Origin of the sequence: Granulicella rosea (assembly GCF_900188085.1) — a bacterium.
Taxonomy (GTDB): domain Bacteria; phylum Acidobacteriota; class Terriglobia; order Terriglobales; family Acidobacteriaceae; genus Edaphobacter; species Edaphobacter rosea.
Window position 1 is genome coordinate 106056 of sequence record NZ_FZOU01000009.1, and the last position, 13483, is coordinate 119538.

General features: G+C 63.5%; 11 protein-coding genes. 6 read left to right on the plus strand and 5 right to left on the minus strand.

Annotated features, from left to right (window positions below; all coding sequences use genetic code 11):
- Positions 1-105: 105 nt before the first annotated feature.
- On the minus strand, positions 106-1044 hold the full coding sequence (locus CHB87_RS19110) for an alpha/beta hydrolase (protein WP_176441862.1): 939 nt from the start codon (positions 1042-1044) through the stop codon (positions 106-108).
- A gap of 300 nt (positions 1045-1344) precedes the next feature.
- Between CHB87_RS19110 and CHB87_RS19115 the strand changes: the two genes are divergently transcribed.
- From CHB87_RS19115 to CHB87_RS19125, 3 genes are read left to right on the plus strand one after another with little or no spacing between them, the layout of a single operon-like run.
- Positions 1345-1791: a MarR family winged helix-turn-helix transcriptional regulator gene (locus CHB87_RS19115; protein WP_245818100.1), complete on the plus strand. Its 447-nt coding sequence runs from the start codon at positions 1345-1347 to the stop codon at positions 1789-1791.
- A 56-nt stretch (positions 1792-1847) separates the two neighbouring features.
- On the plus strand, positions 1848-2834 hold the full coding sequence (locus tag CHB87_RS19120; RefSeq protein ID WP_089410055.1) for a ring-cleaving dioxygenase: 987 nt from the start codon (positions 1848-1850) through the stop codon (positions 2832-2834).
- The gene (locus CHB87_RS19125; RefSeq protein ID WP_089410056.1) at positions 2831-3481 is read left to right on the plus strand and encodes an alpha/beta hydrolase; all 651 of its coding nucleotides are present in this window, start codon (positions 2831-2833) and stop codon (positions 3479-3481) included. The genes CHB87_RS19120 and CHB87_RS19125 overlap by 4 nt, the downstream gene beginning before the upstream one ends.
- A 57-nt stretch (positions 3482-3538) precedes the next feature.
- On the opposite strand, the gene efp is transcribed toward CHB87_RS19125, so the two are convergent.
- The 3 genes from efp to CHB87_RS19140 form a co-directional block, all read right to left on the minus strand.
- On the minus strand, positions 3539-4114 hold the full coding sequence (gene efp / locus CHB87_RS19130; RefSeq protein ID WP_089410057.1) for an elongation factor P: 576 nt from the start codon (positions 4112-4114) through the stop codon (positions 3539-3541).
- A gap of 146 nt (positions 4115-4260) precedes the next feature.
- Positions 4261-5754, minus strand: a complete 1494-nt coding sequence (locus CHB87_RS19135; RefSeq protein WP_089410058.1) for a rhamnulokinase — start codon at positions 5752-5754, stop codon at positions 4261-4263.
- Positions 5751-7955, minus strand: coding sequence for a bifunctional rhamnulose-1-phosphate aldolase/short-chain dehydrogenase (locus CHB87_RS19140; RefSeq protein ID WP_089410059.1), 2205 nt, complete (start codon positions 7953-7955; stop codon positions 5751-5753). The genes CHB87_RS19135 and CHB87_RS19140 overlap by 4 nt, the downstream gene beginning before the upstream one ends.
- 285 nt (positions 7956-8240) lie before the next feature.
- Between CHB87_RS19140 and CHB87_RS19145 the strand changes: the two genes are divergently transcribed.
- The 3 genes from CHB87_RS19145 to CHB87_RS19155 all read left to right on the plus strand — a co-directional run bounded on the left by CHB87_RS19145 (position 8241) and on the right by CHB87_RS19155 (position 10791).
- A complete protein-coding gene (locus CHB87_RS19145) occupies positions 8241-9266 on the plus strand; it encodes a LacI family DNA-binding transcriptional regulator (protein WP_089410060.1) in 1026 nt (341 codons plus the stop codon).
- Positions 9267-9733: 467 nt separating this feature from the next.
- Entirely contained in the window at positions 9734-10438 is a 705-nt protein-coding gene (locus CHB87_RS19150) for a ParA family protein (RefSeq protein WP_089410061.1), read from the plus strand.
- The gene (locus CHB87_RS19155) at positions 10435-10791 is read left to right on the plus strand and encodes a hypothetical protein (protein WP_089410062.1); all 357 of its coding nucleotides are present in this window, start codon (positions 10435-10437) and stop codon (positions 10789-10791) included. Before CHB87_RS19150 ends, CHB87_RS19155 begins: the two co-directional genes overlap by 4 nt.
- Positions 10792-10957: 166 nt before the next feature.
- On the opposite strand, the gene CHB87_RS19160 is transcribed toward CHB87_RS19155, so the two are convergent.
- On the minus strand, positions 10958-12457 hold the full coding sequence (locus CHB87_RS19160) for a replication initiator protein A (RefSeq protein WP_176441863.1): 1500 nt from the start codon (positions 12455-12457) through the stop codon (positions 10958-10960).
- Between the last annotated feature and the right edge of the window lie 1026 nt (positions 12458-13483).

A 13483-nucleotide genomic window follows, 5' to 3' on the forward strand; every position in this document is an offset into this window, starting at 1 on the left:
TTAGTCAAACCCGGCAACCCGGTCATGTTAGAGATGTCTGCCGTATCGCTTGAAACCTTTTGTCCGATAAGAATCGTTCCGTCTCATCGGCGCGCTGGAGCGTCGTCAGTCGATCGCCCCATTGGCCTTGAGGAACTTCAAGCTCAGGAGCATGGCCTTCTCCGACTCCTCCGTCGAAAAGCCGCCATGCCCACCCCCGGCAATGACATCCTGCCCATTCGGAATGTGAGCGGCATCGAGAGCCTTCTTCAACTCCGCAGATTGTGTGGGATCTACGGTGCGGTCACTGTCTCCGTTGACGATAAAGGTGGGCGGAAGGCCTGGGCGAATGTACGTGAGGGGCGACATCTCCCTGGCGCGGGCAAGCACCGCCGGACTGGGTTCGGGCCAGCGCTGGCCCGCCGGACGACCGGCAGCAGGCGAGGCCGCCGGCAGAGGCAGGTCGAGGCCAAGCCACTGATGGGTAAAGTCCGTACTGCCATGCTGCTTGAGACCCGCGACCAGGTCGGTAGGCCCATAATCGTCGAGCACGGCGGCGACCGGCGGCTGATCGGTGCATCCCGCCGGGTTGAACGACGCGGGAGCATAGCCCGCCATCAGCGCCAGATGTCCGCCAGCCGAGCCTCCCCACACGATCACGCGGTTCAGGTCGAAGTTGTACTTGCCGGCATTGGCCTTTACCCAGGCCAGCGCGCAGCGAACGTCCTGGATCGCCGCCGGGGCTGGCGCGTCGATCGCATTGCGATACTGCACGGTTACGACGCTTGCGCCCGCGGCAAAGAACCCACCGAAGCTGCTCGATGAGCTGGGGCGATCGCCTCGCAGCCAGCCTCCGCCGTGGATCTGAACGACGACCGGCGTCGGTCTGGGCGAGGGCGTCCGATACACGTCAAGGTGAAGGTCGATCGTTCCAGACGGCCCCGTGTTCGGCACAGGCTCGCGGATCCCCTTCGGCACGCCGGGATCGGGAGAGGCGGCAGCGCTGGGATTGTGGATGAGCGGGACCGTCGCGAAGACGATGTTGTCCGTCTCCGTCACCTTCACGGACCTCCAGCTCGCGGGGTTCGCCCAGGCCTCAGCCTCTGTTGTCGACTGAGAGCAGGCCGCGACGCACGAGGCTCCCAGCATGAACGCTGCAAGCGATCTTCCTACAATAACAACTGCGCTTACCCGCATACGTCTTCACCGTCCTGGTTGGGACCACCATCCTATCTTGGGGCAACGGGAAGTTTCAAACCCCAGGGGTAAACCGGATAGAACTCGTCAAAAGAATCTTTATGTAAAGATACTTCATCTACTGAATGTGACCGGATAAGCACAGCCGGACGGATGGAGGCTTCGCATATGACCGATGTACCGACCGCAGGCCAGCTTTGGATCGTTCTGGTTCGCTGCACCAAGGCGCTCACCGAGCACGTGGAGCAGAGCGTCGCCGAGGCGGGGTTGGTCCTGACCGACTTCATGATCCTCGAGGCTCTGCTGCACAAGGGGCCGCTGACGATCACGGAGATTCAAAGCAAAATCCTGCTCGCCAGCGGATCGATGACCGCTGCCGTGGACCGGCTGGAGCGCAAGGGATGCATCGTGCGCCGCTCCATCCAGCAGGATCGCCGCGCCCGCCAACTGGAGCTGACGCCAGACGGCCGCGCGCTGATCGAGCGAATCTACGCCAGCCACAAGGCCGAGTTCGAGGCTCTGATGAGCGTGCTCGGCGACGACGAAAGGCGCCAGACCTACGCCAGCCTGAAGAAACTTGGGCTGCACGCAGCGGCGGCGCACGCGAGAAGGTAATTCTCTCCTGCATATCGCAAGCGATATCGCAAACCGTTTTGTACGAAAGGAACACCATGAAGACGCCCATCGCAGGTCTGCACCACGTTACCGCCATCGCCTCCAACCCGCAGCGCAACCTCGACTTCTACACCGAGGTCCTCGGCCTCCGCTTCGTCAAGAAGACCGTCAACTTCGACGATCCGGGCACATATCACTTCTACTTCGGCGACGATACCGGCAAGCCGGGCACGATCCTCACCTTCTTCCCGTGGCCGCACGCGAAACGCGGCCGTCTGGGCGCTGGCGAAGTCGCCGCGACTGCCTTTTCCATCCCGGCCGGCTCGCTTCCCTACTGGACCGACAGGTTGGGCAAGCACTCGGTCGATTTCGCGCAGAGCGTGCGCTTCGGCTCGCCAGTGATCGCCTTCGCCGATCCCGACGGCATGGGTCTGGAGCTGGTCGAAAACACCGAGGCGCAACCGGGCGTCGCGCCGCGCTACTCCGACGTTCCGGCCGCGTACGCCGTGCAGGGTTTCTACGGCGTTACGCTGCTGGAGCGCCGCGTGGAGCCGACCGCCAGCGTCCTTGAAGTGATGCAATATAAGGAGATCGCACGCGAGGGCGACCGGGTTCGCTTCTCCCCGGCGGGCGATGCGCTCGGCCGGGTCGTCGATCTCTTGATCGACCGCGACGCCGAGCCCAGCCGCATGGGTGCGGGCACCGTGCATCACATCGCCTTCCGCAACACAGGCGACGAGGACCAGCTCGCCTGGCGCGAGACCCTCGCGCCCATGGTCGGCGTGACGCCGGTGCAGGAGCGCACCTACTTCCGCTCGATCTACTTCCGCGAGCCGGGCGGCGTGCTCTTCGAGATGGCGACCGACACCCCGGGCTTCCTGATCGACGAGCCGGTGGAGGCCCTTGGCGAGGCGCTCCACATCCCGGAGTGGTACGAGCCGCAGCGCCCGGCCATCGAGGCGCGGCTCACCCCGCTGACGCTGCACAAGTTCAACCGCACTTCGGAATCGGAATCGGAATCGGAATCGGAGGCAGCCCAGTGAACCGGAACCCACACGCAGCACAGCCCATCCTGCAGGCAGGAGCTCCGCTGGCGAAGGCCGCCGGAGCCCTGATCCTGCTGCACGGACGCGGCGCCTCGGCCGAGGATATCCTCGGTCTGGGCGCGGCCATCTCCCCCGGCAATCTCGCCCTGATCGCCCCGCAGGCGGCGGGACACACCTGGTATCCGTACTCCTTCCTCGCGCCGCGCGAGCAGAACGAGCCGTTCCTTTCGTCGGCGCTGGCGCAGGTGGAGGCGGCGCTCGAACTGGCGCTGGCGGCAGGCATTCCCGCCGAGCGGGTCGCACTCTGCGGCTTCTCGCAGGGCGCCTGCCTGTCGACGGAGTTCGTGGGTCGCAATCCCCGGCGATACGCTGCCCTGCTGGCGTACACAGGAGGCCTGATCGGCCCGCTCGACGAGCCGCTCGCCCTCAGCGGCGATCTCGCCGGTACGCCGGTCCTGCTCAGCTCCGGCGACCCGGACCCGCATGTGCCCTGGCAGCGCGTGGTGCAGTCGGCCGAGCTGCTGACCGGCATCGGCGGCATCGTGACGACGCGCCGCTACGCCGGACGCCCGCACACGGTGCTCCAGCAGGAGGTTCGCGAGGGTCAGGAGCTGCTGAACCTCGCCTTTCAAACGGCGTTATAAGAAAGGCCGGCCGTTCAGGGATTCTGAACCGGCCGGCTGTCTTGTAGCGAATCTGAACTAGACCCGTCCCGCAAACTCTCGCAGTTCGGTATTGATCTTCAGCTTCTCGCCTTCCTTGATGAAGAGCGGAACCTTGATCTCGAGGCCGGTCTCCATCTTCGCCGGCTTGGTGCCGCTGCCGCTCGAAGAGTCGCCCTTGCCGCCCGGCTCCGTCTGCTCAACCACCAGCTCGACGAAGATCGGAAGCTGCACGCCGATCGGATTGCCGTTGTACTTGTTGATCTGCACCATCGTGCCTTCGACCAGGTAGTCCATCGCGTCGGCGAGCTGCTCTTCGGTCAGGGTCAGGGTCTCGAAGCTCTCCTGGTCCAGGAAGTACGCGCCGTCATTATCGCTATACAGGTAGCTTGCCGGAACCAGCACAAGGTCAGGTTCCTTGAACTTGTCGTCCGCCTTGTAGGTCTTTTCGAAGACCGCGTTGGTCAGCAGGTTGCGCATCTTCAGGCGAACGAGCGTCTGTCCGCCGCGCGCGGTCGGAGTGCTGATGTCGGAGCCCATGCAGACGTAGGGCGTGTTCTCAAGCTCAAAGACCATCTTGCGCTTGATGTTGATTGCGTCGAGTAGTACGGCCATCCCTTGAGTATAAAACGAACTTCGACCCCAAAGAGGTGTCATCCTGAACGGAGTGAAGGACCTGCTTCTCGCCCGGAGCGGCTTTGCAGCCACAGGGAAAAAGCAGATCCTTCACTCCGTTCGGATGACACCTCTTTGGCGGGATGCTAACCCTTCGCCCCGGCCTCGAGCGCGCCTTCCATCAGCGCGGCCCAGCGCGCCACCGGCTCCGCATACACCCCGGTGATCGCATCCCGGCTGCCTTCGAGCGCCGCAAGCTGCACGGCGAAGTTCCCCACCGTCGAGCTCTCCGGCGCGCCGCGAAAGACCTCCAATCCGGTCGCCTCAGCCGTCAGCCGGTTCAAAAACAGATTCTGGCTTGCCCCGCCGACGATGAACAGACGCTTGAACTGCTTGCCGCTATGCAGCGAGATGCGGTCCAGCACCTTCGCATACCGCGCCGCGAGACTATAGAAGATCAGACTGGCAAACGCCGGAGCATTGCTTGCGCTCTCATCCAACGGATCATGTCCGCGCTTCACCCGCTGCGCGTTGATCCGCTGCGGCATCCGCTCCGGCAGCAGCAGCTCGGGGTCGTCGACATCGAGCAGATCGTGCGGCCTGGGCAGCTTCTCCGCCGCCGCGACCAGATCGACGATGTTCCAGTCCGTGCCCTCGCTCGCCCACTGCTCCATGCACTGCTTGATCAGCCACATGCCGTTGACGTTCTTGTGAAAGCAGACCCGGTCGCCCACCGCGCCCAGATTCGTGAAGTTCTCTGCGCTCGGCGCATGGCCGTTGCGCGGCTGCTCCAGCAGCGTACCCACCAGCGACCACGTACCCGAGCTGATGTACGCCCAGTCGTTGCCCTGCGCGGGGATGCCTGCAATCGCCGACGCCGTATCGTGACACGCCGGCGCGACCAGCACCGTATCCGCGAACGCCGGCAGCTCCGCCAGCGGTCCCGATAGCCTGCCGACCTCGGTTCCCGGCGGAACCAGCTTCGGCGCGCAAGCCATATCCAACTGCGCGGCCGAGAAGATCTCGCGGCACCACTGCCGCTTATGCAGCTCTACCAACTGTGTATGCGTGGCGTTCGTAAACTCCGCCACGCGCGCGCCGCCCCATCGCGACAGGATGTACTCCGGCAGGTTCAGCCACTGCTGGCCTTCCGGAAGTTCCGCGAGCGCATCGGCATGAAGCTGATAGAGCGTATTGATGCGCATCAACTGGATGCCTGTCAGCTCGCGCATCCGCTCCGGCCTGGCCTTGCGGTGCAGCGAGCGTTCGGCCTTGATCGTGCGTTCGTCGCGGTAGCAGAAGGGGTCGGCCAGCGCCGCCCCATCTGCATCCACGCGAACGTAGTCCACCGCCCAGCCGTCGACCGCGATGGAGCGCACTCCCTCGGTCGCCAGCCCGGCGCAGAGCCGCAGGCCGTGCTCCAGACCGTGCACGATCATCGACAGATCCCAGCGCAGACCGCCGCCCTGCTCCTCCGGGAGCTCCCGCGGCGCGTTGGGAAAACGATGCACCAGTGTGATCACCGGCCTCGTTCCCTCCCAACGCAGCAGCGAGACACGACAGCTCTCCGCCCCGAGATCGACCGCGATCGACGCCCGCACGTCCTTCGGCGCAAGCGCCTTTTCGAGCGCCTTCTTCATCGCAGGAACGCCTCGACCAGTCCTCCGTCGACCGGAATGATGTGGCCGGTGGTGACGCGCGCCGCCGGACCCGCCAGGAACAGGATCGCCTGCGCGTTGTCCTTCGGGTCGATCGGCACATGCGTCAGCGTGCGCTTGGCGTAGAAGTGCGCCAGCACATCGCGCAGCTCCTCGTCGTTCATCGTCTCGGTGAAGGGCAGGTTGTACTTCTTCAACGAAGCAAGCACGCGGTCGCGCGGGAACATCGTCGAACCCTTGACCACCGTCGCCGGGCTGATGCCGTTGACGCGCGTCTTCGGCGCCATCGACACCGCAAGTTCGCGAACGAGGTGGCTCAGCGCCGCCTTGCTCACGTCGTACGCCTCGCTGCCGCGCTTGGCCACAACCGCATTCGCCGAGCTGGTCAGCACGATGCTGCCATCCAGACCCTGTTCGTCGAAGTACCACTTCGCCTCGTCCGCCAGCAGGAAGTTCGAGGTCACGTTGACTTCAAGCGTCAGCGCCCACAGAGCTTCGTTGATGATGCCGTCCGGAGGCGCCGGGAAGATCGCCGCCGTGTTGATGAGGATGTCCAGACCGCCGAAGGCCTTGATCGTCGCCTCGAGAGCCGCCTTGATCGCCTTGCGGTCGCGGATATCGATGGCGGTGAACGTAACCGCTTCCTTGCCCGCGATCGCCTTGGCCTCTTCAGCCACGGCCTCGGCGCCCTTCGTGTCGCGGTCCGCGACGACGATGTGCGCGCCACGCTCGGCCGCCAGCAGCGCAACCTCGCGTCCGATGCCCGAACCGCCGCCGACCACCAGCACCACACGGCGGCTCAGCTCTTTTTCAGCCGGCATACGGCGAATCTTCGCCTCTTCCAACGCCCAGTACTCGATCCGGAAGGCCTCGCTGGCCGGCAGAGCGACGTAGTTCTGGTGCATCTTGAACGCCGACGCAGGAGCCGCCGGACCAGCCTGCGGAATGTCCGGGCAGACCGTGTTGCCGCCCAGCGCGCCCGCGCCCTGCATCACGCCGATCGCGTTGATGTAGAACTCGCCGGTGATGCGGGCCTCGGTCTTGTTCTTGCCGAAGCTGAACATGCCGACGCCAGGGATCAGCACGACCGTCGGGCTGGCGTCACGCAGCGCCGGAGAGTCCGGCAGCGCGTGCGCCTTGTAGTACTCGGCATACTCCGCGCGGTAGGTCTCGAGACCAACCTCGATCAGCTCCTTGATCTCCTTCGGGTCGCCGGCCGGATTCCAGTCGATGAACATCGGACGAATCTTCGTGCGGATGAAGTGGTCCGGGCAGCTCGTACCCAGATGCGCCAGCGCCTTCGCGGCGTCCGAATTCACAAAGTCCAGCACCTTCGGCAGGTCAGAGAAGCTGCCGATCCAGCGCTGCTTGCGGCTCACAATGCCGCGCAGATACGGGAACACCTTGGCGGCGATCTCAGCCCGATCCTCGCGCGTCTCCGTCTTCTTGCCGCCGAACATCTTGTAGTCGTCCACCTTCGCATGACGCTCGATGAACTGGCCGATCTGGTCGACGATGGTCACGGTGTTCAGATAGCACTCGCGCTGCGTCTCGCCCCACGTAAACAGGCCGTGCCCGCCGAGAACGACGCCATCGCAACCCGGTGTGTCGGCGACGATCTTGCGCAGCATCATGCCCAGCTCGAAGCCGGGACGCTGCCAAGGCAGCCACGCCAGCTTGTGACCGAACTCCGCGTTGAACTCCTCCATCTTGATCTTGCCGTTGGCCGAGGCCGCCAGCGCGATGCCCCAGTCCGGGTGCAGGTGGTCGACGTGCGGGAACGGCAGATACGCATGCAGCGGCGTGTCGATCGAGGCCGCGACGGGGTTGTTGCCAAACGTACACAGCGGATACATCCCGACCATGTTGTCTTCGGTCTCGACGCCCTGGTAGGCGTTCTCGAGCGCCAGCACCTTATCGAGATAAAGCGTCGCAAAACCCGCGCGCTTGATGCTGCCGAGGTCGCCGCCGCTTCCCTTCACCCACAGTACGGTCTTGTCCTTGCCGTCCAGCGGGTCCTTCGTCTCCAGCTTCGAGCTTGTGTTGCCGCCGCCGAAGTTGGTCAGGCGAAGGTCGGATCCCAGCAGGTTCGAACGGTAGCGCAGAAGCTCCGGTCCATCCAGCTTCGCCGCGGTTGATTCGTCCCAAAGATCCTTGAGGAAGTGCAGTTCACTCTGTGCCATTTTGCGAAGCTCTCCTGTAACTTGCGTCATTCCAATGCACGAACATCATTCCACACCGAAGACCAATAGAGCAATTCTTTCCGATGTGAATTATTTCCCCGCCGATTGATGGGCCATCTATAAAGAGGCTCTCCATGCCTCACCCAAACCGCGCTTCCTCCTGAGCGAAGCCAGCGACCCCGGCATTTGTGGTCGATTGTTCCTGCTCGTCGCCGACGCGGCGCCCGGAGAACGCTCCAGCCGCCATATCTTAGGCCTCGACATTAACTCTTGTATAGTTTGCGCATGGCCGTGCGCATGAAGGACATCGCGGAGGATCTCGGCGTCTCCATCGTCACCGTATCCAAAGCGTTGCGGAATCACCCCGACATCGCCGCCGCCACGCGCGAGCGCGTCCTGCAGCGCGTCAAGGAGCTCAACTACCGGCCCAACCTGATGGCGCGCAGTCTGGTCACCGGCCGCAGTTCGCTCGTCGGCCTGATCGTGCCGGATCTAGTACATCCCTTCTTTGCCGAGATCGCTCGTTCCCTCTCGCTTGCCCTGCGCCGGCAGAACTATTTCCTGATCGTCTGCGCGTCGGATGGCGATCCGGAGATCGAACGGCAGGTGATCGAGCAACTGCTGGCGCACCGGCTCGACGCGCTCGTCGTCGCCTCCTCGCAGGACCGGCCGGACGCGCTGCGCGAGGTCGCCGCCCAGGGGCCGCCGCTCATCCTGCTCGACCGCTACTTCCCCGGCTTCGCCAACAGCTTTGTCGGCGCGGACGACCTGAAGATCGGTCAGCTCGCCGCCGAACACCTGCTCGCCACCGGCCGGCGCCGGATCGCGCACATCCGCGGCCCGCGCAACAGCGTGGGCGATAGCCGCGCACAGGGTTTCCGCGAGACGCTCGCGGCCAACGGCGCCGGACTGCCCGACATGTACGTCGTCGCGCCCGAGATGGTCGACACCGACGGCCGCGCCACCGGCCACGCCGCCATGAGACGCCTGCTCGCCCTCCAACCCCCGCCCGACGCGCTCTTCTGCTTCAACGACAACATCGCCCTCGGCGCCATGTCTGCCGCGCTCGAGTCGGGTCTGCGCATCCCCGACGACATCGCAGTCGTTGGCTGCGGCAACTACCACTTCGATGACAGCCTCCACGTCACCCTGACCAGCATCGACCAGAGCAGCCAGGAGATTGGACGACGGATTGCAAAGCTGATCCTCGGCGCGCTGTCCGCCGGCGCGCCCGCCAAACCAAAGCGAATCATCCTTCAGCCAAGGCTGGTCGAGCGCGCCTCCTCCAGGTTGTCGGGGCCGCGTCCATAAATGCGCAAGAGCGCAGCTATCCCCATGGAACAAAACGCCGCAGTCGAAGCACGCCCAGCGCATGCGCCCGCGCCCATGCCCCAGTTCGGATGTAGCGCTATCTAGATGTAGCCGATTACGATGTAGCCGATTACCTTTTGATGGACGGCGCGCCCCAGGCGCCTGTCATCCTGAACGTAGTGAAGGATCTGCTCTCGTTTTTGTCGTTGCTTGTTCCTGGTTGCTCCCAGAACGCAATCCGGTTTCGCACTCCCCTGTTTTCTGCGATATAGCGTGCGATATCTTGTGCGATATATTAGAGATATATCAAAACTGGCATCTCGTCTGGAAAGACCATGTAGATCGGCCGGTAGAGTGCGCCAAAGCCCTTATATAGATACATGAGATATATCGCAAGCTATATATCTCATGTATCGCTTTATCGCATGATATAAATAGAGCGATATAGAAACACCGAGGCGCCCACCATGCCAGTCATCGCAGTCGCCAATCCAAAGGGTGGAGCAGGCAAGAGCACCACCACCCTCCTGCTCGCAACGCACCTCGCCAGCCGGGGCGCGACCACCTGCATCATCGATGCGGACCCCAACCAGCCCATCGCCGACTGGCGCGCGCACGGCGAATCGAAGTCCGCCGTCAAGGTCGTCGGCGAGGCCCGCGAAGACACCATCATGGACGCCATCGAGGAGCAGGCCCGCACCCACGCCTTCGTCTTCGTCGACCTCGAAGGCACGGCCAGCCTGCTCGTGTCGCGTTCCATCGCCTTCGCCGACTTCGTCATCATCCCCATTCAGGCCTCGGCGGTCGACGTCCGCCAGGCCCAGAAGGCGATCACCGCCGTCCGCAGCGAGGAGCGCCTTGCCCGCCGCTCGAACCCGAACCGGTCGATCCCGCATAAGGTGCTGATGACCCGCACGCCCGCGCCGGGCGCGCCGGTTTCGACCATGCAGCGGCAGTTGGAGGAGGAGATTCGCGCCGCCGGCATCGGACGCTTCCAGAACACGCTTGCTGAGCGCCAGGCCTATAAGGCAGTCTTCAGCGAACGCCTGACACTCGAGGAGATGGGCGCGATGCGCGTCGGCAACCTCGCAGCCGCCGAGGAGAACGTCCGCCTGCTGGCGAATGAACTGCTCGAAACCCTCACCGCGATCCAGAAGGGAGCCAAGGCATGAGCGCAGGAAAGTTTGGCTTTACCCCCGACGACCCCATCGACCTTGAAGCAGCCGAGGAGCCGCTCGATCTCGCGCGCGCCTTCCAACCCACGCCCATCACGCGGGTCAGCCCGCCGCGGCTGGCCGAGATGGACCGCGTCGCCCAGGCCGCCGGCTTCACCAGCCGCGAAAACACTCCCGCCGCGCCCCCGCCGCGCCGTCGCCGGGTGGTCACCGCGCAGCCCACGCGCTTCCTCGCCGTGCGTGCGCCGGAGTCGCTCTACCAGCGCTTCGTCCGCTACGCCGACAAGCATCAGCTCACGTATCACGATGCGATTGCCCAGCTCCTGGACACCGCCGGCGAACCGGAATGAAACCGTACCCCAGCGGCTGAAGACTGAAGCACGGAAACGGCATGGCTGAAGCCTTGCTCTCACCAAAACCGCAGATAACAAACACTCAAAGTGATGTTGTCGTCTGTTTTCTTCTTTGTCATTCCCGAAGGGAACCTGCTGTTACACGTCGGCTTGCCGGGTAAAGCTAAAACAGCCCCATCTGCGTGTTCGTCACCAGCCACTCTTCGAACGACGGCAGCGTCAGCTCCGCGCGTATCTCCTTCGAGACGATCTGCATGGCGACCGCGCGCCGCTGCTTCGCCGGCACGCGCCGAAAGGCCTCGTCCGTCCGGCCACGCGTCGCGACGATCTCATCGAGCTTCGCCGCGAGCTTTGCGCCGGGATATCGCCCGTCCACCGCTGCCTGCCGCTGCCGTTCGGCCCACTCCTCATAGACCGATTCGGCGTTCACCAACTCCTCGCGCTGCGCACGGCCACGCGTGGCCTTGTCGGCCAGCTCGCGCCGGCGCCGGCTGGTGACGAAGTCCGCCGGAATCGGCAGCCCGTTCTCAATCGAATAGATCGCGAGTCCAGCCGGATTGTCCACGCGATTCCGCGTCGCACCCGTCATCTGCGACTCGAGATACTCGATCGTATCCAGAATCTGGCCTGCATCATGAGCCGCTGCAAGCTGGCTCGCGCGCGCCGGCAGAACGCCCAGCCGCAGCAGGGCGTCAACCGCCTCTTGCCTGTCCAGCGCAAGCGGCGTCTCTTTCGCCTCGATCGCAACCGCCGCAGACAGCTCACGCCGATCCTGACGCGTATCCGACCGCGTGCTCGCGAGCAGGTCCAACAGCTCCTGCCCTGGCGTCAGCACGATCTTGTAGCCGGTCTTGGTCGACATCGGCTGGATGTCCCACTTGGCGATGTACTTGATGTTCACCAGCTCGTTCAGCGCCAGTCCCATCGTGCTCTTGATCTTCGAAAGATGCGGATACGCCTGCACATTCAGCAGGTTGCAGAGCTCGGCGTAGTCCTTCTCGACCGCCCGGCCCTGGCTGGCGTGAAACCACATATGCAGGTAGCCGAAGATGCCCTTCGCGGTCGGCCGCGTGAGTTGCTTGTAGGCGTTGAAGTCCTCGGGAATGACGTAGCGCTGGTTGAGGTTCTCGATCAGCCAGTCCTCAAGCACGACCTCGTAGTGCTCCTGCTTTTCGCCGCCCGTCAGGTTGCTCGAACCGGTGCGCCGAAAGGTGCGGAAGACGTGCAGCACCTCGTCCGAATAGACCTTCTTGGCCGCGAAGTATACCACCTGCTCGGAGGTGATGGTCGTGTCGGTCATGCGCTTGCCCCAGCGCACGATCTCCTCGTAGATCTCGCCGTTGCGCGAAAGGCCCAGCTCCTGAATCATGCGGTAGCCGCTGAAGCGGATCGGGTTCTGAATCTGTCCCGTGCGAGCGCTCTCCTCGCGGACGATCTTCAACAGCGCGATGAACTTGTCGCGGTCGGTCGTCGACGGCAGGCCTAGCTGCTCGGAGCCGCGAAACTCCGCCGCCACCTTGACCTTGTGCCCGTTGCGAAAGACGATCTGCTCCACGCGCCGCGAGGTCTTGTGCTTGTCGCGCGCATCATTTGCGCCGAAGAAGCCGATCTGCAACAGATTCTTTTCAAACCGCACCAGATCAACATCAACAGCGATCGGCATCAGCGTAGAGACCGCGTCTTTACGGGCTTTGGCGCTGTTGCGAGATGTAGTGCGCAAGGTCGGCATAGGATGCTGGTGCAGCGGGCGGATCTATGTTGGTTGAATCCTATAAGAAAAACATCTTCTGTAAAGACAGGTAAAAACTATGGGGAATAGTAACTAATTCAGCAATAAGAAGTTAGCCATCGATCTTTGCCAGCGCACCTCTCTAACTCTGCCAGCGCACCTCTCGGATCGTGGATGCGGGCCTCTCGCCGGGGCGCCAGCCAACGTCTCGCGGGCTGCCAGCGCGCCTCTCGGGTGTGCCAGCCGACCTCTCTGTGCTGTGCCACGGAACCTCTCTATGGTTCGACCCAGTGAGAAATGCACCGGAGACGATGCACAATCGCGCCGCGACAAGCGTTTCTGCCAGCGCACCTCTCTAGCCTTCGTCTGAAATGCACGATGAATGGTGCATTCGACCGCATGCCGTGCCAACCAACCTCTCGCTGCAGGACGCGTTTCGCGGGGAGCCTGCGGAGAACGCAGGCAGGCGAGAGGTCTGCTGGCAGAAATTGTCCAATCCGTACGGAAAGATTTGTTCGTAAGTAGCTCATTCGCATTGGTTTTGCTCGCTTTGTGCCAGCCATCCTCTCTATTCGATGGGGAATGCGATGGGGAGCGGATGGACGAGAGGTCGGCTGGCGGAAGGGAGGCGGCTAAGACCAACGGCCGATCGCGAGCATCCGCAAGGATGCGAGAGGTTGGCTGGCAAAGACGCGAAGGAGCGCGATCCCATCCGCCAGAGGGTATGCTTCCGGGGGCTCTCCGGCCTGCAAGCGGCTTTGCTTTCTGTGGGTTCGTCCGCGTCGGTGCCAGCCGACCTCTCGCATCTTTTCGCGGCATCAATCTTTTGCACGATTTGTTGACATTCTGCGCTAAACTGGCACCCTCAGCGGAAGCAGATTGACTGCACCTGGGTAGGTGAGTCGCGGGTCCATCGCGCGTGCTCCCTAGGGCCCCGCAAAACTCCAGACCCTGGCTCTT